General features: G+C 72.6%; 21 protein-coding genes. 4 read left to right on the top strand and 17 right to left on the bottom strand.

Features of this window, described 5'->3' with window-relative positions:
* Nucleotides 1-84: 84 nt before the first annotated feature.
* The 7 genes from FHX45_RS25015 to FHX45_RS24985 all read right to left on the bottom strand — a co-directional run bounded on the left by FHX45_RS25015 (nt 85) and on the right by FHX45_RS24985 (nt 5348).
* Nucleotides 85-441 (bottom strand): DUF3817 domain-containing protein, encoded by a 357-nt coding sequence (locus FHX45_RS25015; RefSeq protein ID WP_167106749.1) that lies wholly within the window; start codon nt 439-441, stop codon nt 85-87.
* Nucleotides 442-455: 14 nt separating this feature from the next.
* The gene (locus FHX45_RS25010; RefSeq protein WP_167106745.1) at nt 456-851 is read right to left on the bottom strand and encodes a hypothetical protein; all 396 of its coding nucleotides are present in this window, start codon (nt 849-851) and stop codon (nt 456-458) included.
* A 23-nt stretch (nt 852-874) separates the two neighbouring features.
* Complete coding sequence (locus FHX45_RS25005) at nt 875-1765, bottom strand: lysozyme family protein (protein WP_424923823.1); 891 nt, start codon at nt 1763-1765, stop codon at nt 875-877.
* A 157-nt stretch (nt 1766-1922) separates the two neighbouring features.
* Nucleotides 1923-2405: a helix-turn-helix transcriptional regulator gene (locus FHX45_RS25000; RefSeq protein ID WP_167106738.1), complete on the bottom strand. Its 483-nt coding sequence runs from the start codon at nt 2403-2405 to the stop codon at nt 1923-1925.
* Between the two features lie 302 nt (nt 2406-2707).
* Complete coding sequence (locus FHX45_RS24995) at nt 2708-2875, bottom strand: hypothetical protein (protein WP_167106735.1); 168 nt, start codon at nt 2873-2875, stop codon at nt 2708-2710.
* Nucleotides 2876-3060: 185 nt separating this feature from the next.
* Nucleotides 3061-4203, bottom strand: coding sequence for a CaiB/BaiF CoA transferase family protein (locus FHX45_RS24990; RefSeq protein WP_167106732.1), 1143 nt, complete (start codon nt 4201-4203; stop codon nt 3061-3063).
* Nucleotides 4203-5348, bottom strand: coding sequence for an acyl-CoA dehydrogenase family protein (locus tag FHX45_RS24985; protein ID WP_167106730.1), 1146 nt, complete (start codon nt 5346-5348; stop codon nt 4203-4205). Before FHX45_RS24985 ends, FHX45_RS24990 begins: the two co-directional genes overlap by 1 nt.
* Before the next feature lie 91 nt (nt 5349-5439).
* Between FHX45_RS24985 and FHX45_RS24980 the strand changes: the two genes are divergently transcribed.
* The gene (locus tag FHX45_RS24980) at nt 5440-6042 is read left to right on the top strand and encodes a TetR family transcriptional regulator (RefSeq protein ID WP_167106727.1); all 603 of its coding nucleotides are present in this window, start codon (nt 5440-5442) and stop codon (nt 6040-6042) included.
* A gap of 392 nt (nt 6043-6434) precedes the next feature.
* On the top strand, nt 6435-8045 hold the full coding sequence (locus tag FHX45_RS24975; protein ID WP_167106725.1) for a succinic semialdehyde dehydrogenase: 1611 nt from the start codon (nt 6435-6437) through the stop codon (nt 8043-8045).
* 127 nt (nt 8046-8172) lie between these two features.
* Here FHX45_RS24975 and FHX45_RS24970 read toward each other — a convergent pair whose 3' ends face one another.
* The 4 genes from FHX45_RS24970 to FHX45_RS24955 all read right to left on the bottom strand — a co-directional run bounded on the left by FHX45_RS24970 (nt 8173) and on the right by FHX45_RS24955 (nt 12695).
* Nucleotides 8173-11187 carry a helix-turn-helix transcriptional regulator gene (locus tag FHX45_RS24970; protein WP_167106722.1) on the bottom strand — a complete coding sequence of 1005 codons (3015 nt, stop codon included), beginning with the start codon at nt 11185-11187 and terminating at the stop codon, nt 8173-8175.
* A 67-nt stretch (nt 11188-11254) separates the two neighbouring features.
* Nucleotides 11255-11425 (bottom strand): hypothetical protein, encoded by a 171-nt coding sequence (locus FHX45_RS24965; RefSeq protein WP_167106719.1) that lies wholly within the window; start codon nt 11423-11425, stop codon nt 11255-11257.
* 163 nt (nt 11426-11588) lie between these two features.
* Nucleotides 11589-11789 carry a DUF397 domain-containing protein gene (locus FHX45_RS24960; protein ID WP_167106717.1) on the bottom strand — a complete coding sequence of 67 codons (201 nt, stop codon included), beginning with the start codon at nt 11787-11789 and terminating at the stop codon, nt 11589-11591.
* 54 nt (nt 11790-11843) lie between these two features.
* Nucleotides 11844-12695: a helix-turn-helix domain-containing protein gene (locus FHX45_RS24955; protein ID WP_167106714.1), complete on the bottom strand. Its 852-nt coding sequence runs from the start codon at nt 12693-12695 to the stop codon at nt 11844-11846.
* 189 nt (nt 12696-12884) lie between these two features.
* Between FHX45_RS24955 and FHX45_RS24950 the strand changes: the two genes are divergently transcribed.
* Entirely contained in the window at nt 12885-13253 is a 369-nt protein-coding gene (locus FHX45_RS24950) for a hypothetical protein (RefSeq protein ID WP_167106711.1), read from the top strand.
* Nucleotides 13254-13257: 4 nt separating this feature from the next.
* Here FHX45_RS24950 and tesB read toward each other — a convergent pair whose 3' ends face one another.
* From tesB to FHX45_RS24930, 4 genes are all read right to left on the bottom strand, one after another.
* Nucleotides 13258-14187 (bottom strand): acyl-CoA thioesterase II, encoded by a 930-nt coding sequence (gene tesB / locus FHX45_RS24945; protein WP_167106708.1) that lies wholly within the window; start codon nt 14185-14187, stop codon nt 13258-13260.
* Nucleotides 14188-14223: 36 nt separating this feature from the next.
* Nucleotides 14224-15648, bottom strand: a complete 1425-nt coding sequence (gene pyk / locus FHX45_RS24940) for a pyruvate kinase (RefSeq protein ID WP_167106705.1) — start codon at nt 15646-15648, stop codon at nt 14224-14226.
* A gap of 171 nt (nt 15649-15819) precedes the next feature.
* On the bottom strand, nt 15820-16488 hold the full coding sequence (locus tag FHX45_RS24935) for a TIGR02453 family protein (RefSeq protein WP_167106702.1): 669 nt from the start codon (nt 16486-16488) through the stop codon (nt 15820-15822).
* Nucleotides 16489-16585: 97 nt separating this feature from the next.
* On the bottom strand, nt 16586-17611 hold the full coding sequence (locus FHX45_RS24930) for a 6-phosphofructokinase (RefSeq protein WP_167106699.1): 1026 nt from the start codon (nt 17609-17611) through the stop codon (nt 16586-16588).
* Between the two features lie 257 nt (nt 17612-17868).
* Here FHX45_RS24930 and FHX45_RS24925 point away from each other — a divergent pair, with 257 nt between their 5' ends.
* Entirely contained in the window at nt 17869-18984 is a 1116-nt protein-coding gene (locus FHX45_RS24925) for a 3-deoxy-7-phosphoheptulonate synthase (RefSeq protein ID WP_167106696.1), read from the top strand.
* Nucleotides 18985-19015: 31 nt separating this feature from the next.
* On the opposite strand, the gene FHX45_RS24920 is transcribed toward FHX45_RS24925, so the two are convergent.
* Together FHX45_RS24920 and FHX45_RS24915 are read right to left on the bottom strand one after the other, a co-directional pair.
* Entirely contained in the window at nt 19016-19516 is a 501-nt protein-coding gene (locus tag FHX45_RS24920) for a polyadenylate-specific 3'-exoribonuclease AS (RefSeq protein ID WP_167106693.1), read from the bottom strand.
* Between the two features lie 21 nt (nt 19517-19537).
* Nucleotides 19538-20299, bottom strand: coding sequence for a 1-acyl-sn-glycerol-3-phosphate acyltransferase (locus FHX45_RS24915; RefSeq protein ID WP_167106690.1), 762 nt, complete (start codon nt 20297-20299; stop codon nt 19538-19540).
* Nucleotides 20300-20469 lie beyond the last annotated feature (170 nt).

Below are 20469 nucleotides of genomic sequence, written 5' to 3'. Positions count from 1 at the left end.
ACCGGCCGACACACCGCCCGCAGCAGCCACCACGCCCGCCGCCCGGCGTGTTCGCCGCTCCGGGTGGTGGGGTGGCGCTGGGCGTCAGAGCTTGCGGCCCGCCCGCACGCGGTGCGTGACGGCGCGCTCGGCGACGAAGGACAGGAACGGGATGGTGCCCGCCAGCAGCACGAGGACCGTCCCCTTGATCGACCACCGCGCCTTGAGCGCCAGGTCGACCGCGAGCACCAGGTAGACCATGTAGAACACGCCGTGGGTGACGCCGGCCCAGCTCATCATGCCGGCCGAGTCGAACCCGTACTTGAGGATGAACGCCACCGTCAGCAGCAGCAGCGCCACACCGGTGGCGTAGGCCAGCACGCGGTACCGCAGCAGCGGCCCCCGCAGGGCCGGGCCGGCCTTCGCGGCCGGGGCGCCGGCGCGTTCGTCCGTGTCCACCATCGCAGTCTGCCTTCCTAACTCTCGCGCTGGTCCCGAGCGTGCAGCTCGGCCAGGTACCGGTTGTAGGCGGCGAGCTCGTCGTCGGGCTCGTCGGGCGCGGCCTGCCGCATCACCGGCGCGCGGGGCGCCGGCACCGGGGCCGGACGGCCCCACTCGGCGCGGGCCTGCTCCGGCTGCGCCGCGTCCTGCTCGGCGGCCTCGCGGCGCAGCCTCATGATCCGCCACACCATGAACGCCGGGAACACCCCGAACAGCGGCCACTGCAACACGTAACCCAGGTTCTGGAAGGTACCGCTCGCCGACTCGAACCGGTTCCACTGCCACCACGCCAGTCCACAGCACACCGCGAACGCGGCGACGCACAGCGCGCCGATCGCGATCCGCCGGGGCGTGAACAGCTTCGTGGGCACACCACGACGCTAGCACCTGCGGGTCAGGAGACCTTGACGACCTGGGCGGCCTTGGCGTAGGCGTCGGCCAGGGCGAACACCTTCTGCCCGTAGTCCACGGAGTTGTTGTAGGACAGGATTCCCGACCACCAGCCGCTCGCGGTGGCCATGTCCCGGCCGCCGGCGCACAGGTACTTCGCGGCAGCGAGCGCGGCCGCATCGATCTGCTGCGGGTTGTACCCGCCGCCGTAGCGCGCCCACGTGCCGGGCAGGAACTGCATCGGCCCGACCGCCCGGTCGTAGACCGGGTCGCCGTCGAACCGGCCGCCGTCGGTGTCGGCGATGGCCCGCACACCCGGCGAGCCGTCCAGCGGCACGCCGACGATCGGCTTCGACGGCAGCCCGCTGGCCTGCAACACGGCGCCGCCGTACTGGCCGTGGTTGGACTCGATCCGGCCGATCCCGGCGAGCGTGGCCCAGGACAGCCGGCATTTCGGCTGGGTGGCCCGCATCTCCAGTTCGGCGTTGCCGTACGCGACGAGCGCGCGGGCCGGGACGCCGGTGACCTCGGCGACCTTGTCCGCCCACCGCGACAGCAGGTCCGGACCACCGGCGCTCTGCTGGTGCTGCTGCGCCTGCTCGGGCGGCCGCGTCTCCACCACCGGCGTGCCCTCGATGGTCGCGTTGACCGGGGCCGCCGTGCCGGGTTCGACCGAAGCCGCGAGGTTGTCCAGGTCCGGGATCTCGGTGGTGGTCGGCGTGTGGCCGGGGCGGGCGACCGTGCTGGTCGCCCAGATCCCGCCGACCGCCGTGGCCAGCACCACCACCACGACCGCGACCCGGCCGAGCACCGGCGGGGCGGCCCGCCGCCGAGCGGGCCGCGTGTCCTCCGCGATCCGGTCGTCCGCGTCGTCCGCGTCGTCCTCGGTGGACACGTCCGCAGGTTCGTGCTCGATCTGCCCCGTGTCCAAGAACCTTGCCTCCCAGCGACGTGCGCACGCCTCGCGCGCCGACGTTAGGTGCAGCGGTGTCAAGCGAGCGCGAAGCCCTGCCTGACCAACGAGGCGGCGGCCACCGACGTTACGCGACCGGTCAGCCGGCGCGCTGCTGCCGGGCGAGCCGCGCCACGCACCAGGCCGGGGCGCTGCCGCGGCGCAGGTGCTGCAGGACCGTCATCGGGCCCAGGCGGCGGGACAGGTCGGCGGGGGTGAGCCCGGCGGACCGGTAGTCGAGCGCGCGCTGGTCCAGCGGGCTGATGCCGGCGTCCCACCACGCCTTCGCCTCCGCGATGTCACCGACCATCTGCCACCACCCCGCGGCGGCGACCAGCAGGTCCAGCGGCACCCCGGGCAGGCGCTCCCGCATGGCGTCGAGGTAGTCCGGGTCGGCCGACTCGACCGGCTTCCAGGTGCGGGTGCCGGTGCGGGCGCGCTGGCCGGGGATCCCTGGTGGTTGCTGGGGCAGTTCGGCGAGCCAGGCGGAGGCGATCCGGTCGGCCTCCATCTCCTCGGGCGTGCGCTCGAGCTCGGCCGCCCACTGCGCAATCACCGCATCCACTCCGGGATCTCCGGTCATCCCTGCCTCCTCGTGCCCCGCTGAAAGCCACCGTCGAACGGCGATGATCGAAGCGATTGACCGTTTCGCCGGGAAGAACCGGCTGGTCACGCAATGTGAGCACCGTAGGGCGAATCCGGCCTGCCGCGCCAGAGGTTCGGGGCAAGGAATTCGGCGACCAGCACGTTAATCACACCAATCCACCCGGATGGTCGAACAGCACCCTCAGATGCCAACCTTCGTGACTTTCGGTAGCGACTGCGGACGCGCGCACGGCCACGGCCGGCACCGCACGCGACGGTGCCGGCCGTGGCCGGATGGGGTCAGGAGAAGAGGCTGCGCACGAATGTCACGATCGCTTCCGCGCCGTCGCGCAGCCAGCCCAGTGCGCTGCGCACGACCTCGGCGGACTGCGTCGGACGCGAGATCAGGAAGAAGAGAACGAGCGCGACGACGGCCACGATGACGATCTTCTTGGTGTTCGCCGACATGGCTACGCCTTCCCCTCGCTCCGCTGCGCCCGCGTCGTGCCGCGGGCTCGTGCGCCCCCGGATCACCGGCAATCCTGCCGTCACCGGGACGTTTTCAACACCCCTTCACACGAACGGCTGGACGTGGTGACCCTGCGTGCCCAGCCCGGGCCGATGACCACTCTAAACGATCCGTCCGCTCCGCGTCAGGAGACGATCACCCCCGCCGCGCGCAGCGCCGCGAGGCGGTCGGAGTCATACCCGAGTTCGGCCAGGACATCCGCGGTGTCGGCACCTTTCTCGTGCGGCGGCTCCGGCGTGCCGGGCGGGGTGCGGTCGAACCGCGGCGCCGGCGCCGGCTGCACGACCCCGCCGATCTCGACGAACGTGCCGCGTGCCGCGTTGTGCGGGTGCCCGGCCGCCTCCCACGGACTGAGCACCGGGGTCAGGCAGGCGTCCGTACCCTCGGCCCGGGCCACCAACTCGTCCCGGGTGTACTTCGCGATCGCCGCCGCCAGGATCTCCCGCAGCCGCGGCCACTGGTTCCAGTCCAGGTGCGGGGGCAGCTCGGCCGGATCCAGCTCGAGCACCCGCACCAGGTCACCCCAGAAGCGCATCTCGATCGCGCCCACGGCCACGTACTTGCCGTCCGCGGTCTCGTACGTGTCGTAGAACGGCGCGCCGCCGTCGAGGAGGTTGCCGCCCCGCTCGTTCGGCCACAACCCGGCCGCGCGCATCCCGAACAGCTGGGTCATCAGCAGCGCCGCGCCGTCGACCATCGCCGCATCCACGACCTGCCCGCGCCCGGAGGTCGTGCGCTCGTGCAGCGCGGCCAGGACGCCCAGCGCCAGCAGCATGCCGCCGCCGGCGAAGTCGCCGACCAGGTTGAGCGGCGGCACCGGCCGCTCCCCCGCGCGCCCGACCGGTTCGAGCGCGCCGGCCAGGCTGAGGTAGTTGATGTCGTGCCCGGCCGCGGAGGCGAGCGGCCCGTCCTGGCCCCAGCCGGTCACCCGGCCGTAGACGATGCGCGGATTGCGTGCCTGGACCTGCTCCGGGCCCAGCCCCATGCGCTCGGCCACACCCGGCCGGAACCCCTCGATGAACACGTCGGCCCGCTCGGCGAGCCGCAGCACCACCTCGACGCCCTCGGTGGTCTTGGTGTCCACACCGATGGTCCGGCGCCCGCGCATCAGCGGGTCGTCCGGCACGCCCAGCACGTCGGCGCCCGGCCTGGCCCGGTCGACGCGCACCACGTCCGCGCCGAGGTCGGCCAGCAGCGTGCCGGCGAACGGCGCCGGAGCCAGCCCGGCGAGCTCGACGACCGTCAGCCCGGCGAGTGGTCCCGCCATCACAGCGTCCGGGAGATGACTTCGCGCATGATCTCGCTGGTCCCGCCGAAGATGCGGGAGACGCGCAGATCCGTCCACGCGCGGGCGATCGGGTACTCGGTCATGTAGCCGTAGCCGCCGTGCAGCTGGACGCAGTCGTCCACCACCTTGTTCGCGCGCTCGGTCGTCCACAGCTTGACCATGGCCGCGCCCTGCACGTCCAGCTCGCCCTTCAGGTGCCGTTCGACGCACTGGTCGAGGAAGGCCCGGGCGGCCACGGCCTCGGTGGCCGCGTCCGCGAGCGTGAACTTGCTGTTCTGGAAGTTGTAGACCGGGCGGCCGAAGGCGGTGCGGCCCTTGGTGTAGTCGATGGTCAGGTCGATCGCGGCCTCCATCCCGGCGACCGCGGTGACGGCGATGATCAGCCGCTCCTGCGGGAGCTGCTCCATCATCTGGATGAAGCCCTGCCCCTCCTCGCCGAGCAGGTTCGCGGCGGGCACGCGGACGTCGTCGAAGAACAGCTCGGCGGTGTCCTGGCCCTTGAGGCCGACCTTGTTCAGCACCCGGCCGCGGCGGAAGCCCGCGCGGTGCGTCTCGACGACGATCAGCGACACACCGGCCGCGCCCGCGTCCGGATCGGTCTTGCAGGCCAGGACGACGAGGTCGGCCATGCCGCCGTTGCTGATGAACGTCTTGGCGCCGTTGATGACGTACTCGTCGCCCTCGCGCACCGCGCGGGTCTTGATGCCCTGGAGGTCGGAGCCGGTGCCCGGCTCGGTCATGCCGATCGCGCCGACCCACTCGCCGCTGGCGAGCTTGGGCAGCCACTCCTTCTTCTTCTCCTCGGTGGCGTAGTTGAGCAGGTAGTGCGCCACAATCCCGTTGTGCACGGAGACGCCCCACGCGCCGTCGCCACTGCGGGCCTGCTCCTCGTAGAGGACCGCTTCGTGGGCGAAGGTGCCACCACCGCCGCCGTACTCCTCGGGGATGGAGATCGCGAGCAGACCGACCTCACCGGCCTTCGTCCACAGCTCGCGGTCGACGTGCTTGTCCTCGGCCCACCGCTCCTGGTTCGGCGCGAGCTCCTTCTGGCAGAACGCGCGAGCCAGCTCACGGAACTCGCCCAGGTCCTGCGCCCAGGAACTCCTCGGTGCGGGCAGCGGCATCGGTGACCTCCAGCCGGGAAAACATGACGTTCGGAATGTAAGTTCTCACTGGAATGTACATCCGGCGGGTCCGCCGGTAAAGGGAGGCAACGTGACTGCGCGGCGGCACCGCACTCAGGCCGAGCGCCGGGAGCAGACCCGGACGGCCCTGCTCGACGCGACCATCGAGTGCCTGGTCGAACTCGGCTACGCACGCACGTCGGTGCAGGAAATCTGCGCCAGGGCCGGGGTGTCGAAGGGCGCGGCGCAGCACCACTTCGCCGACAAGGCCGACCTGATGGCCTCCGCCGTGGCCCACCTGACGACACGGCGGATGGCGGCGCTGTCGGCGTCGTTCGCGGACCTGCCCAGGGGCGAGGCGGCCATCCCCGCGGCGATCGACCTGTTGTGGGCGGGGTATTCCGGCACGCTGGCGACGGCGGCGACGGAGCTGTGGATCGCCGCCCGCACCGACCCCGCACTGCGCGCCGCCATCCGCCCGGTCGACCGGGCGCTGGGGCGGGAGACGCTCACGCAGATCCGTACGATCGCGCCGGAGCTGCCCCGCGAACGGCTGGAGACGCTGTTCTGGCTGACGGTGAACTTCACCCGCGGGCTGGCGCTGGACGCCGAACTGGGCGGCGCACCCGCACGGCGGAAGCAGCTGCTCGAGGAGTGGAAGCGGCTGGCGCTCGCCGCGTACCGGGGCGCGTGAGACGAACGCGGCCGCCGTACCGCACCGCTAGCGCGACCGCCTCCCACGTACACCGCCAACACGCCACCCCAAGCGGCAAACACGACGCCTCAACAGCAAACACTGCGCCCCCACCGGCGAACACGCTGCCCGCGACAGCAGACACGCCACCCGCGGCGTGTTTGCTTCTGCGCGCGGCGTGCTGGGCGGCCCGGTGCGGCGCCGGGTGGCCGGCCCGGCCCTCGCCCGGGCCGGCCACCCCAGAGGGAGACGGGGCGGCTGCCGGGTCGTGACGTTCGCGAACGCAAATGGCGGACGGCCATACTGTCGGTATGCTGTACTCGCCGGTAATGTTGCCGACCAGCGTCAGGAGGGTCAATGACCAGCACGATCGCGGGCACGGGTGAGGGCCGATGACCAGCACCACCGCGAGCACGGGTGAGACTTCGCCGGGGCCGGCCACGGTCGGCGGGATCACCGGCGCACCCACCGCCGCCCGGGCCGCGCAGCTCGCCCGCCGCGCCGAGGGCGGGCAGGACTCCGCCCCGGTCGAGGTGACCGCGCCGTTCACCGGGCTGCCGACCGTGACGTTGCCCCAGGCCACCGATCCCGACGTCCGCGCGGTGTTCGCCCGCGCCCGTGCCGCGCAGCGGGCGTGGGCGGCGCGCCCGGTGACCGAGCGGCAACGCGTGCTCCGGCGGCTGGGCGAGCTCATCCTCGGCCGCCAGGAGGAGATCCTCAACCTGGTGCAGGTCGAGGCCGGCAAGGCCCGCATCGACGCGTTCGACGAGGTCAGCGCCACCGCTCTGGTGGCGGGCTACTACGGCAGGCACAGCGCGAAGTTCCTCGGTGCGCGCCGGGCGGCGGGGGTCATCCCGGTGGCCACGAAGGCAGGCGAGATCCGTCACCCGAAGGGCGTCGTCGCGGTGATCTCGCCGTGGAACTACCCCCTCGCGCTGACCGCCATGGACGTGCTGCCCGCGCTCGCCGCCGGCAACGCCGTCGTGCAGAAACCCGACAACCAGACGGCGCTGTCCGCCCTGTGGCTGCACGAGCTGGCCGAGGAGGCCGGGCTGCCCGCGGGGGTGTGGCGCATCGTGCTCGGCCGGGGCTCCCAGATCGGCGACGCGATCGCCGAGGAGTCGGACTACCTGTGCTTCACCGGGTCGACGCCGACGGGCAAGGTGCTGGCGGAGAAGGTCGCGAAGCGGCTGACCGGGTACTCGCTCGAGCTGGGTGGCAAGAACCCGATGGTCGTCCTGCCGGACGCGAACATCGCCAAGGCGGCGGCAGGCGCCGTCACCGCGTGCTTCTCCTCGGCGGGGCAGCTGTGCGTGTCGGTCGAGCGGATCTACGTGCACGAGAACGTCCGTGACGAGTTCACCCGGGCGTTCGTGGCGAGGACGCGGGCGCTGCGGCTGGGCGCCGAGCTCGGGTTCGGCGCCGACATGGGGTCGCTGACCAGCACGGCCCAGCTGGCGGCGGTGAGCGCGCACGTCGAGGACGCACGGGCCAAGGGCGCGACGATCCTGACCGGCGGCCGGGCCCGTCCCGACCTCGGCCCGCTGTTCTACGAGCCCACGATCGTGACGGACGTGACCGAGGACGTGGCCCTGTTCCGCGAGGAGACGTTCGGCCCGGTCGTGGCGATCTACGGTTACACGGATCTGGACGACGCGATCGAGCGGGCGAACGACACCGAGTACGGGCTGAACGCGAGCGTGTGGTCCGGCAGCGGCGCGGCGGGCTGGGCGGTGGCGTCCCGGTTGCGGGCCGGAACGGTCAACGTGAACGAGGGCTACGCGGCGACCTTCGGCAGCGTCGGGCTGCCCATGGGTGGCATGAAGGCCAGCGGTGTGGGGCGGCGCAACGGCCGGGACGGGTTGCTGAAGTACACCGAGGCCCAGTCGATCGCCGTCCAGCGCGGCGTGCGGCTGCGGCCCCCGCGGGTCGTGCCGGGCAGCGCCTGGGCCAAGGGGATGACCGTCGGGTTGCGGCTGCTGGGCAAGCTCCCGGGCCGGTGAGCGCCCGGACGGCGGCGCCGGGCGCTGACACCCCGTCCAGGCGCCCGTCGAAGCGGGAGAGGTCAGCACCCGGCGCCACCACCGGCACCGCAGGCGCACTCTCGCGCACCGGCAGGAGCCGGCCCGCTCAGGTGAGCAGGCCCCGGTCGTAGGCGATCGCCACCGCTTCCGCGCGCCGGCTCGCGCCGAGTTTCGCCATCACCCGGGACAGGTGCACGCTGACCGTCTTCTCGCTGATGTAGAGCTCCTCGCCCACCTGCTTGTTCGTCCGGCCGAGCGCCACCCGTTCGAGCACGGCGCGTTCGCGTTCGGTCAGCGGGTCGATCGCGGTGCGCGGGGCGGGTTTCGGCTCCGTCCCGGGGATGTCGATGCGCGCCCGGCGGGCCAGTTCGCGGATCGCGGTGCGCAGGGGGCCTGCTCCCAGGCGGTCGGCGACCTCGTGCGCGGCGAGCAGTTCCTTCGCCGCCAGACCGGCGTCGCCCTGCCCGGACAGGAGCGCTTCGGCGTGGTGCAGGCGGCAGATCGCCTGCTCGTAGACCGCGCCGTAATCGAACGCGGCGACCGCCGCGGCCCACAGCGCCGGATCGGCCGGGCCCGCCAGGCCGCTCGCCGACGCCTCGGCCCGCGCCAGCCAGGCCCGCGCCTCCGGGCCGACCTTCTGCGCCCGCGGCCGGCCGTTGGCCACCGCGTACCGCGCGTGCTCGATCATCTCCCGGCCCACCGCGGCCGCGCTCCCGGCCCGCTCCTGATCGCCGTGCGCGCGGGCGCTCCCCGCCCACGCCGCGGCCGCCTCGACCGCGAGCGCGCCCAGGCGGACGGTGGCGAGCAGGTAGTTCTCGTCGGAGGCCAGCAGGAAGTCGATGACCTTCCGGGCCCGACCCACCGCCTGCTCGTAGTCGCCGTGCCAGTAGGCGAGTTCGGCACCGGTCGCGCCGCTCACGATCGCGGTCGCCGTTTCGGCACGCCAGTGCGGCCGCAGCTCCTCCAGGAGCTTCTCCGCCGTCGCCACCCGGCCGCGCGCGACCTCGAACGGCAGCCACGACGACGTCATCCGGGCCGCCAGCACGCTCGAGACGCCCCGGGCCGGCGCGTCCGTGCTCGCCATCTCCGGCCAGTCCCCGGTGAGGTAGCGCAGCATCACGTACCGGGCGCGCATCTCCAGTCCGAAGATGCTCCAGGTGAGGCCGGTCTGCTCGGCCCGCGCGATGCCGCGCTGGTAGATCTCCATCGCCTCGGCGTACTCGCCCAGGTCCTCGTGGCTGAACCCCTGGTAGCAGATCGCCCGCAGCTCGACGTTCAGCGAACCGGAGTCGACGGCCTTGCGCTCGGCCTCCCGCAACCGCTTGCGTGCCTCCACCGGCTCGCCCGCCCAGTCCGCCAGGGCCCCCAGGGTGACCAGGGCGGCGGCCTCCCCGCCGGTGGTGCCGACGGCCTGCGCGTCGGCGACCGCCGTGTGCGCGTTCCAGCTGGCCGCCTCGTATTCGCCCGCGCTGCGCAGGATCAAGGCCCGCGTGGCCAGCACCCACGCGCGGGTCTTGCTGGGCTCGCGCTCGGCGACCAGGTCCCACGCGCGGTTGATCGCACCGAGCGCCTCGTCCAGGGTGCCCTCGGCGTTGAGCAGTGCCTCGGCGAGGCGCCGCCACGTCTTGGCCGCCGTCTCCGCCGGCACGTCCGGCCCCAGCGCCTGCACCGATGAGCGGGCGTAGGCGATGGCGCGCTCCGGCTCGCCGGTCGTGCCGGCGAAGTAGGACGCCTCCTGCAGCAGGCGCAGCTCGGTGATGTCGGCGGGCCGGTCGGCCTCCGGCACCGCGTCCCAGATCTCCAGGGCCTGTTCGATGTGCCGCAGTGCCGCACCCGGCGCGCCCAGCCGCTCGGCCTCGTCGGCCGCGCGTGCCAGCGCCGGCAGCGCCGCCCTCAGGTCACGGCTGCGCAGGCTGTGGTACGCCAGCTTCGCGTCGTGACCACGCCCCTGCGGGATGCGGCGGATGCGCTCGGCGTACGCCGCGTGCAGGCGCACCCGCTCCCCCGGCAACAGGTCCGCGTACACCGCCTCCTGCAGCAACGCGTGCCGGAACGTGTAGGCGCCGCGCTCGATGACCAGGACGTGGTGCTGCACCGCCTCGCGCAGCGCCTCGTCCAGCTCGAGCTCGTCCAGCCCGCTGACCTCGGCCAGCGCGGCGTGCGCGACGGAGTCACCCGCCGCCGAGACGGTGCGCACCACGCGCCGCGCCTGCGGCGAGAGCCGTTCCAGGCGCGACAGCAGCACCTCCGCCAGCCCGGCGGGCAGGTCCTCGCAGTCCAGGCCGGCGGCCATCAGCTCCTCGGCGAAGAACGGGTTGCCCTCCGACCGCTCCGCGATGTCCGTCAGCACCTCGGGTGACACCGGCCCGTCGGCCAGCGCCGCAACGAACGCCCGCGCCTCCGTGGCGCCGAACGGCCGCAGGTCGATCCGCGACACCACGGGCAGGCGGACCAGCTCGACCAGCAGCGCCCGCAACGGGTGCCGCCGGTGCACGTCCTCCTCCCGGTAGCTGCCGACCACCAGCAACCGATGCACACGCAGGCGGTTGAGCAGGAACGACAGCAGGTTCCGGCTGGAGGAGTCGGCCCAGTGCAGGTCCTCCAGCACCAGCACGACGGGCCGGTGCTCGGCGATCTGGGTCAGCACGCCGAACACCGCGTCGAACAACTGGAGCTGCCCGAGGTCCTGCTCCTGCCGGACCCGGTAGGGCACGTCCCGCTCCCCCGACGTGTCCGGCACCAGGTAATCGCCACCCGGCGCCGGCGGCATCGCCCCCTGGGGCAGCAACCGCGCCAGCGCCGGCCGGAGCCGCACCGCCTCGGCCACCACCGGATCCTCGTCCGTGCTCAGCGGGGACAGCGCCTCGGCGAACGGCAGGTACGGCAGACCGCCCTCCCGCACGTCCAGGCACCGCCCGGTGAGCACGAGCGCACCGCGGGAGGCGGCGTGCTCGGACAGCTCGGTCAGCAGACGGGTCTTGCCCACCCCGGCGTCACCGGACACGAGGACCGCGCCGCCCTCACCCCGATCGGCGGCGGCGAAGGCAGCGCGCAGCCGCCGCATCTCGTCGGCACGAGCGACCAGTGGGATTCCGGAACCTAGGCGGGGCACGACCATCATTCTGACGCACCCCACCGACAGAACCGGTATCCTTTTCGGTCCGCCGGGTGATCCACCCCGGTGGGCCTTACCGGGCGCGGGCCAGCTCGAGCGCGCTCGGGCGGCGCTGTTCGGGTACCTGCACCCGGGTCCGGGCGCGCCGGAACCATCGTCCGCCCGGCCGGCCCGCCTTCTCCAGCTGCTCGCGGCGGTAGGCGACCTCGGCCATCACCGCGTCGAACATCAACTCGTTGCGCATCGGGAGTCCCTCTTCCGGTTCGTCGATTCCCCTGGCGAACCTCAGAGTCGTCCTGAGGGCGGCCCCCCGGCATCGGACGATCACCTCGTCCTGGACGCGAACCGACCCCTTACCCCGCCGCATCCTCCGCCCGGCGGGGTAAGGGGTCGTCCGGTCAGCTCACTCAGGCGCGGTCGAGCGCACCCACCGCGCGGAGCAGGCCGCGCCAGCTCTCGGCGGACACGTGCAGCTCGCCGGCATCCGGGTTCTTGGAGTCACGCACGCCGACGCCCCCGGCGATCACCGCGACCTCGACGCAGTCGTTCCCGCCGCCGCTGTGACTGCTCTTGCGCCACACCACGGCGCCCGGATCCACATGGGACATGTTCTCCCCGCTCCTCACTTCCCGGGCAACACCCGGGCGACTCCCCGGCCGCGGTCATCCGGAAAAGCGTTCGACCGCCGCGGCGATCACTTCGATCGAGTCGTCCGGTTTGAGTGCCGCCGCACGGAGATGATCGAACATGAGGATGTATCGGCGAACATCGGGGGGTAGTTCGAGGAAGAAGCCACCGGAGGTGCTGTCCAGGTACACCACGTCGGGGTCGGCCTGCTCCGGGAAGCCGAGGATGAGGAACGGTCCCTCCATGCCCGGGTGGGCGCCGGCGCCGAACGGGACCACCTGGATCGTCACGTGGGGCAGCTGCGCGACGGTCAGCAGCCGGTGGGCCTGGTGCGCCATCACCTCCGCGCCGCCGACCACGCGGTGCAGCACCGCCTCGTCGATGACGGCCCAGTACGACGGCGGGTTCTCGTCGGTCAGCAGCTGCTGGCGCGCGGTGCGCGCGGCGACGCGGCGCTGGATGTCGGACTCGTCGGCGTCCGGCCGCATGGCGCGGATGACGGCGCGCGCGTACGCCTCGGTCTGCAGCAGCCCGGGCACGAGCAGCGCCTGGAACGCCCGCAGCGAGCTGGCGTCGGCCTCCAGCCCGACGAAGGTGCCGGTGAAAACCTCCTTGTACGCCTGCCACCAGCCCGGTTTGCGGGCCTCGCGGGCGAGCTGCACGAGCGCTTCCCGCTCGTCGCCGACGATGCCGTACAACTCCAGCATGTCGCGCGCGTCCCGCGGCGTCACCCCGACGTGCCCGGTCTCGATGCGGCTGATCTTCGACGCCGAGCATTCGAGCTTCTCGGCGACCTCGTCGATGGTGAAGTCCGCGGTCTCCCGCAACCGGCGCAGTTCGCTCGCCAGCCGTCGTCTGCGGATCGTGGGACCCTGACCCCGGCTCATGTGCGCTCCTCCACTCCGGCCCGCGCGTTCCTCCGGGCTCGTGGACAACGCGTTCCATCTAACCAGCCGGATCGGGATGTTCCGCCTGCCTCTCTCACCCCGACGAGGTATCTTCCGCCCACAGCGTCCTGCAAGTTGCAGAGTGCCCCGGTAGTCTCGCCTCCGCGAAATCAACTCCCAGGAGGCGGCGTGCTCGACCGTGGCACCATCGTCGGTCCACTCCAGACGTCCGTGCACCGCAGGCTGGACGATCTCCGCCGGTCGGCCGGCCTCGCCGACCGCGACGGGGCGGCCGAGCTCGCCGCCCGGGAGATCCCGCGCCTGGTGGAGGCGCTGCGCGCCACGCTCGCCACGCACGCCCCCGACGCACGGGGCCACTGCCCGGTGTGCCGCGGCCGTGTGTCGCGGCTGTTGTTCCGGCGCCGCGGGCGCACCCCGTGCCGGGCCTACCTCGCGGCGCAGCTCAGCCTGGGGCCGGCGATCGAGGACGTGGTGCGGCCACGGACCAAGCACCGGCGCCGCGCAGCATCGCCGAGGTCGCTGAGCCCGCTGGCCTGACCCGTCAGCCCGGCCGGCCGTCCGGCGGCAGCACGCGCAGCAGACCCTCCTGCACCACGGTCGCCAGCAGCTGCCCGTCGCGGCTGAAGAACCGGCCGGTCGCCAGTCCGCGCCCGCCGGACGCCGAGGGCGACTCGGTGTCGTAGAGGAACCATTCGTCCGCGCGGAACGGCCGGTGGAACCACAGCGCGTGGTCCAGGCTCGCGCCGAGCACCCGGTCCAGGTCCCAGTACACGCCGTGCCGGGCCAGCGGCGAGTCCAGCAGCGTCATGTCCGAGGCGTAGGTCAGCACGCACACGTGCAGCAGCGGATCGTCCGGGAGCACCCCGTCCGCGCGCATCCACACCTGGTTGCGGTCCGGCCGCTCGCCGGTCTGCCGCGTCACCCACGGCGGGTCGTTGACGTAGCGGATGTCGATCGGCCGTGGGCGCTCGCGGAAGTCCGGCAGCGCCTGCGGGACCGCGCGGATCCGCTCGGCGTAGGTCGGCAGGGACTCCGGGTCCGGCACCTGCGGCATCGCGGCCGCGTGCTCCAGCCCCGGCTCGGACTTCTGGAACGACGCGGACAACGCGAAGATCGCCTTGCCGTGCTGGACCGCCACCACCCGGCGGGTGGTGAACGACCGGCCGTCCCGGATGCGGTCGACCTCGTACACGATCGGCACCCGCGGGTCGCCGCCGCGGATGAAGTACGCGTGCAGCGAGTGCACCTTCCGCTCCGGTGGCACCGTCCGCCCGGCGGCGACCAGGGCCTGCCCGGCGACCTGGCCGCCGAACACGCGCACCGGCGAGTGCGGCGGGCTGACCCCGCGGAAGATGTCCTCCTCGATGCGCTCGAGGTCCAGCAGCGCGACGAGGTTGTCGAGCACCGCCTGCCCGCCGGCGCCCTCCTGGGCGTCCAGTCCGGCGGCCGCGTCCCGCGCCAGCTCAGTCATGCCGGAAGCCTACGGGGCGCGGCCGGGACCGACGTGTCAGGCGTGGTCGTCCTCACCGAGCTTGTGCACCCGGATCAGGTTGGTCGAACCGACGGTGCCCGGCGGCGAGCCGGCCACGATGACGACCAGGTCACCCGGCTGGTAGCGGCCGGTCTCCAGCATCGCGCGGTCCACCTGCTTGATCATCCGGTCGGTCGAGTCCACCGACGGCACCAGCTCGGTGTAGGTACCCCAGGTCAGCGACAGCTGGCTGCGCACGCTCTCCTCGGGCGTGAACGCCAGCAGCGGCAGCCGCGTGTGCAACCGGGCCAGCCTGCGGACCGTGTCACCGGACTGGGTGAAAGCGACCAGTGCCTTCGCGTTGAGCCGCTCGCCGATGTCCTTGGCCGCGTAGGAGATCACGCCCCGCTTGGTGCGCGGCACGTGCGACAGCGGCGGCACGACCGGGGTGTCGGCCTCAACCGCCTCCACGATCCGGGACATGGTCTGCACCGTCTCGATCGGGTAGCGGCCCACGCTGGTCTCGCCGGAGAGCATGACCGCGTCCGCGCCGTCGAGCACCGCGTTGGCCACGTCGGAGGCCTCGGCGCGGGTCGGCCGCGAGTTGTTGATCATCGAGTCGAGCATCTGGGTCGCCACGATGACCGGCTTGGCGTTCTCCCGGGCGATCTGGATCGCCCGCTTCTGCACCAGGGGCACCTGCTCCAGGGGGAGCTCGACGCCCAGGTCGCCGCGGGCGACCATGACGCCGTCGAAGGCCAGCACGATGGCCTCGAGGTTGTAGACCGCCTCGGGCTTCTCCAGTTTCGCGATGACCGGGCGGCGCCCCTTGCCCACGCGGTCCATCACCTGGTGCACCAGGTCGATGTCGGCGGGCGAGCGGACGAAGGACAACGCGATGAAGTCGGCGCCCAGCTCGAGCGCGAACTCCAGGTCCTCGACGTCCTTGTCGGACAGCGCCGGCACCGAGACGTCCATGCCGGGCAGCGAGACGCCCTTGTTGTTGCTGACCGGGCCGCCCTCGGTGACCTCGCAGACCACGTCCGGCCCCTCGACACCCTGGACCACCAGGCCCACCTTGCCGTCGTCGACCAGCAGGCGGTCACCCGGCTTGGCGTCCCTGGCCAGGCCCCGGTAGGTGGTGGACACCCGGTCGTGGGTACCGGCCACGTCCTCCACGGTGATGCGCACCACGTCCCCGGTGCGCCACTCCACCGGGCCACCGGCGAAGGTGCCGAGCCGGATCTTCGGGCCCTGCAGGTCGGCGAGGACGCCGACGGCGCGCCCGCTCTCGGCCGCGGCCTCCCGGATCAGGTCGTACACCTGCTTGTGGTCGCCGTGGCTGCCGTGGCTGAAGTTCAGGCGCGCCACGTCCATTCCGGCGTCGACTAGGGCGCGCACCTTCTCCGCGGTCGCGGTGGCGGGTCCCATCGTGCATACGATCTTCGCGCGTCGGCTCACGTCCCCGTAGCGTAGTCCCTTTCCCCGCGCACGTCTGTACCGATCTCTCGAACGGTTCAGCAAAGTTCACCAGTGAGCGGCATCACGGCTGCTCAGGGGGCGGCAAGGGGCGCCGGGCCGGATTTAACTCGTTCGGGGGATCCGGAGCGGGGACCCGATGCGGTGACGCGGTCAGCGACGCGGCTTCGCGCTCACCCCGACGTGGTCGCGGGCCCACTCGTTGAACGGCCGCAGCTGCCGCCACGCCGTGCGCACCCGCTCCAGGCAGGCGCGTTCGTGCAGGGTGTCGTCCGGTTCCCAGGAGCGGACGGCGTACAGCGAGCGGTGCCTGAGCAGGTCGAGGCGCGGATGGTCATCGGGGTAGCCGCGTGGTTTGGTCTTCAGCGCGTCCCCGGTGACGGTCCAGCCGGCCCGGCGCAGGCGGGCGAGGATGCCCGCGAGCGCGGCGCCGTGGATCTCGGTGCCGACCGCCTGCCGGAAGCGGGCCAGCTGGTCGGACTGGAGGTGGAAGCACCCGCCGCCGACCCGCAACCCGGCCGAGGACACCTCGACGTAGTACGCGCCGCCGCCACGGCCCTGCTCGACCACGCCGCCGCAATGGGTCTTGTACGGGGTCTTGTCCCGGGCGAACCGCACGTCGCGGTAGGGGCGGAACACCTTGCCCTCGCCGAAGCCGGGACCGAACTCGGGCGTCAGCTCGGCGATCAGCGCCTCCATCGGGGCGCGCACGTCCGACCGGTAGACCTCGACGTGGTCGGCCCAGTACGCCTTCGAGTTGTCCGCGCTCAGCCCGTCGTAGAACTCGACCGCGTGCTCTCCGAATCCGGCGAACTTCGTCACCGCGCCACGATAGGCGCGGGCGAGGCGGCGAAAAACCGGGGGCGCGACGGCGGAAACCGTCGCGCCCCAGGTCGGTATGCCGGGCTGATCCGCTGGATCAGCCGAAGAAGACCTCGGCCTCCTGGTACCGCTCCGGCGGCACGGTCTTCAGCTCCGCGGTCGCCTCGGCGAGCTTGACCCGCGCGATGTCGGTGCCGCGCAACGCGACCATCGTGCCGAAGTCGCCGTCGGCGACCGCGTCCACGGCGTGCAGGCCGAACCGGGTGGCGAGCACCCGGTCGTAGGCCGTCGGGGTGCCGCCGCGCTGGGTGTGGCCGAGCACCACCGCGCGGGACTCCTTGCCGGTGCGGGCCGCGATCTCGTCCGCGAGCCAGGTGCCCACCCCACCGAGCTGGACGTGCCCGAACGCGTCCTTCGCCCCGGTCTTGAGCACCTCGGCGCCGCCCTCCGGCACCGCGCCCTCGGCGACCACGATGATCGGTGCGTACATCTTCTCGAAGCGCCGCTCGACCCACTCGACGACCTGCTCGACGGAGAACGGCCGCTCCGGCACGAGGATCACGTTGGCGCCGCCGGCGAGGCCGGCGTGCAGCGCGATCCAGCCCGCGTGCCGTCCCATGACCTCGACGACCATCGCGCGGTAGTGCGACTCGGCGGTGGTGCGCAGCCGGTCGATGGCCTCGGTGGCGATGTGCACCGCGGTGTCGAAGCCGAACGTGTAGTCGGTGGCGGCGAGGTCGTTGTCGATGGTCTTGGGCACGCCCACCACGCCGATGCCGTCGTCGGTGAGCTTCTTCGCCACGCCCAGCGTGTCCTCGCCGCCGATCGCGACGAGCGCGTCCACGCCCTGCTCGGCCAGCACGGACTTGATCCGCTCGACGCCGCCCTCCTCGCGGTACGGGTTCGTGCGCGAGGATCCGAGGATGGTGCCGCCGCGGCTGAGGATCTCCTCGACGTCGGCGAGACCGAGCGGGCGGCTGTCCCCGGTCAGCGGGCCGCGCCAGCCGGAGCGGAAGCCCACGATCTCCCAGCCGTGGGTCTCGATGCCCTTGCGGACGACCGCGCGGATCACCGCGTTGAGCCCGGGGCAGTCGCCGCCACCGGTCAGCACGCCGACACGCATCTGATCAGACCTCCGAAAAGTAGTGCTGGTCACACCTGACCTCCGCCAGCGTAGCGGTCGCCACCCTTGATCGGTCAAGGGGTCGGGTCGGCTGCTAGGGTGGCCGACGTGCAGCGGTATTTCTGGTTCAGCGGGCCGGCCCTGGGTGGGCCAGCCGGCGGCCTCGCTGCGCGCTGACCTTCCACCCTGGAGCCGGATGACCGACCGGCTCGTCAGGGACTCCCGCGGGCCGGGCACCGAAAGGACACCCCCCGCACATGACACCCCCCGCAACGACCTCCCGCGCAACGACGCCCAGCGCAGGCCCCGCGGACACCAGCGCGGCCCTCGACAACCAGCGCACGCTCGGCGTCAGCCCGCTGATCTCCCCCGCCCTGCTCCGGCAGGAGCTGCCGGTGGACGCGGCGGTCGCCAAGACGGTCGCGCAGGGCCGGGCCGCCACCGTCGACATCCTCGACGGCGCGGACGACCGGCTGATCGTCGTCGTCGGGCCGTGCTCGGTGCACGACCCGGCCGCCGCGCTCGACTACGCGCACCGGCTGGCCGCGCACACCACGGAGCTGCGCGACGAACTGCACGTGATCATGCGCGTGTACTTCGAGAAGCCGCGCACCACGCTGGGCTGGAAAGGCTTGATCAACGACCCGGACCTGGACGGCACCTACTCGGTCAACAAGGGGCTGCGCCTGGCGCGCAAACTGCTGCTCGACATCTCCGCGCTGGGCCTGCCGGTCGGGTGCGAGTTCCTCGACCCGATCACGCCGCAGTTCATCGCCGACACGGTGAGCTGGGGCTCGATCGGCGCCCGGACCGCGGCGAGCCAGGTGCACCGGCAGCTGTGCAGCGCGCTGTCGATGCCGGTCGGCATCAAGAACTCCACCGAGGGCGACGTGCAGGTGGCGATCGACGCGACGCGGGCCGCCGCGGCGAGCCACGTGTTCGCCGGGATCAACGACGACGGCCTGGCCGCGCTGTTCACCACCGCGGGCAACCCGGACTGCCACGTGATCCTGCGTGGCGGCTCGGCCGGACCGAACTACGACGCGGCGACGGTCGCCGGCACGCTGGCCCGGCAGGCGAAGGCCGGGCTGCCGGAACGGGTGATCATCGACGCGAGCCACGGCAACAGCGGCAAGGACCACGTGCGGCAGGGCGTGGTGGCGGGGGAGATCGCGGATCGCATCGCCGCCGGGGAACGCGGGATCGCCGGGATCATGCTGGAGAGCTTCCTGGAAGCCGGGCGGCAGGACCTGGTGCTGGGGCGCGCCGGGGACCTGACCTACGGGCAGTCCATCACCGACGCCTGCCTGGACTGGCCGAGCACGGCCGGGCTGCTGGACCGGCTCGCGGAGGCGGTGGCCGCGCGGCGCTGACCGCGGGGTCCCCGGCGGGGTGCGTGCGGTCTCAGAGCGGGAAACCCTTGCGCCGCCGCACCTCGTCGATGATCCGCCACCGCTCCAGGTTGAACCGGGCGTCGGCCAGCGCGTCGTGCGCGTCCGCCGGTGGCAGGGGCAGCTTCGGTTTGCCGACGTCCTCCCACCGCTGCCGCAGGTCCCGGGTGAAGCGGGGCAGCTGGCGGGGCAGTTCGGGCATCGTGCCCCACAGCTGGGCCAGCGCGACGTGGTCGTAGGCGGCGTACCAGGCCCACAGCTCGATCCCGCCGTGCGGCCGCCCGAAGAACTCCAGCAGGTCGGCCCGGATCCGTGCGCGGCTGCGCCACGCCTGGTCGCCCGGGGACGGCAGCTTCGGCAGGACGTTCTCCCGCACCCAGGGGCCGGCCTTGGCCGGGTCGAAGTCGGTGGACACCGCGTAGAACTCGCGTCCCCGTTCGTCCACGACACCGATCGAGACCAGATCGATCGTCACGCCGTCCTCGATGAACTCGGTGTCGTAGAAGAACCGCACCGGAGCACCTTAGTCAGACGCTCAACCGGCCCTGGTCTCCGGTACCCGGTCGGACTGGGGCGCCCCGGACTGCGCGGGCACCACGGCGCGCACCCCGGCGGCCTCCGCAGCCATCAGTTCCTTGGCCTTGGCGGCGTAGATGTCGACGTACTCCTGGCCGGACAGTTCCATCAGGGCGTACATGATCTCGTCGGTGATGGACCGCTCGACGAACCGGTCCCCGGACAGCCCCGCGTACCGCGAGAAGTCCAGCGGCCTGCCGAACCGGATCTCCAGGCGGCGGGGACGCCACATCTTCGACCCGATCGGGTTGACCTTGTCGGTGCCGACCATCGCGACCGGGATGACCGGGACCCCGGCCTCCAGCGCGACGCGGGCGACGCCGGTCTTGCCCTTGTACAGGCGGCCGTCGGGCGAGCGCGTGCCCTCCGGGTAGATGCCCAGCAGGTTGCCCTCGCGCAGCAGCCGGATCGCGGTGTCGAGCGCGGCCTGGGCGGCCGAGCCGCCGGAGCGGTCGATCGGGATCTGGCCCGCGCCGGTGAAGAACCACTTCTTGAGGGTGCCCTTGAGCCCCTTCTCCGTGAAGTACTCCTGCTTCGCCGGGAAGGTGACGCGGCGCTTGACCCGCAGCGGCATGAAGAACGAGTCGGCGACGGCGAGGTGGTTGCTGGCCAGGATGGCGCCGCCGGTGTCGGGGACGTTCTCCGCCCCGGTCACCTTCGTGGGCCACAGGAGCTTGAGCAACGGCCCGAGCAGCACGTACTTCAGCAACCGGTACACCACTCGGCACGCCCTCCTACCTGCCCCGACTCCCTGCCGGGTCCAGGGTAGGAAACGCCGTCCAACCGCACAACGGCCGCCTGCGCACTGGGCGGGAGGTCACAGCAGGAGGACGGCGGGCACGGGCGGCTCCCCGAGCGGGCCCGGGCGTGCGACGATGGGGCCGCGTTCGG

Origin of the sequence: Amycolatopsis granulosa (assembly GCF_011758745.1) — a bacterium.
Taxonomy (GTDB): Bacteria; Actinomycetota; Actinomycetes; order Mycobacteriales; family Pseudonocardiaceae; genus Amycolatopsis_E; species Amycolatopsis_E granulosa.
This window is presented reverse-complemented; position numbering and strand designations above follow the sequence as displayed.

What these genes read in the sequence shown, in the direction of transcription:
- FHX45_RS24955 (WP_167106714.1), bottom strand. Translation starts at nt 12,695, where the DNA reads ATGAGCCGGGGTCAGGGTCCCACGATCCGCAGACGACGGCTGGCGAGC.
- FHX45_RS24990 (WP_167106732.1), bottom strand. Translation starts at nt 4,203, where the DNA reads ATGGCGGGACCACTCGCCGGGCTGACGGTCGTCGAGCTCGCCGGGCTG.
- FHX45_RS25000 (WP_167106738.1), bottom strand. Translation starts at nt 2,405, where the DNA reads ATGACCGGAGATCCCGGAGTGGATGCGGTGATTGCGCAGTGGGCGGCC.
- FHX45_RS24965 (WP_167106719.1), bottom strand. Translation starts at nt 11,425, where the DNA reads ATGCGCAACGAGTTGATGTTCGACGCGGTGATGGCCGAGGTCGCCTAC.
- FHX45_RS24925 (WP_167106696.1), top strand. Translation starts at nt 17,869, where the DNA reads ATGACACCCCCCGCAACGACCTCCCGCGCAACGACGCCCAGCGCAGGC.
- FHX45_RS24975 (WP_167106725.1), top strand. Translation starts at nt 6,435, where the DNA reads ATGACCAGCACCACCGCGAGCACGGGTGAGACTTCGCCGGGGCCGGCC.
- FHX45_RS24985 (WP_167106730.1), bottom strand. Translation starts at nt 5,348, where the DNA reads ATGCCGCTGCCCGCACCGAGGAGTTCCTGGGCGCAGGACCTGGGCGAG.
- FHX45_RS25015 (WP_167106749.1), bottom strand. Translation starts at nt 441, where the DNA reads ATGGTGGACACGGACGAACGCGCCGGCGCCCCGGCCGCGAAGGCCGGC.
- tesB (WP_167106708.1), bottom strand. Translation starts at nt 14,187, where the DNA reads ATGACTGAGCTGGCGCGGGACGCGGCCGCCGGACTGGACGCCCAGGAG.
- FHX45_RS24930 (WP_167106699.1), bottom strand. Translation starts at nt 17,611, where the DNA reads ATGCGTGTCGGCGTGCTGACCGGTGGCGGCGACTGCCCCGGGCTCAAC.
- FHX45_RS24970 (WP_167106722.1), bottom strand. Translation starts at nt 11,187, where the DNA reads ATGATGGTCGTGCCCCGCCTAGGTTCCGGAATCCCACTGGTCGCTCGT.
- FHX45_RS24960 (WP_167106717.1), bottom strand. Translation starts at nt 11,789, where the DNA reads ATGTCCCATGTGGATCCGGGCGCCGTGGTGTGGCGCAAGAGCAGTCAC.
- FHX45_RS24995 (WP_167106735.1), bottom strand. Translation starts at nt 2,875, where the DNA reads ATGTCGGCGAACACCAAGAAGATCGTCATCGTGGCCGTCGTCGCGCTC.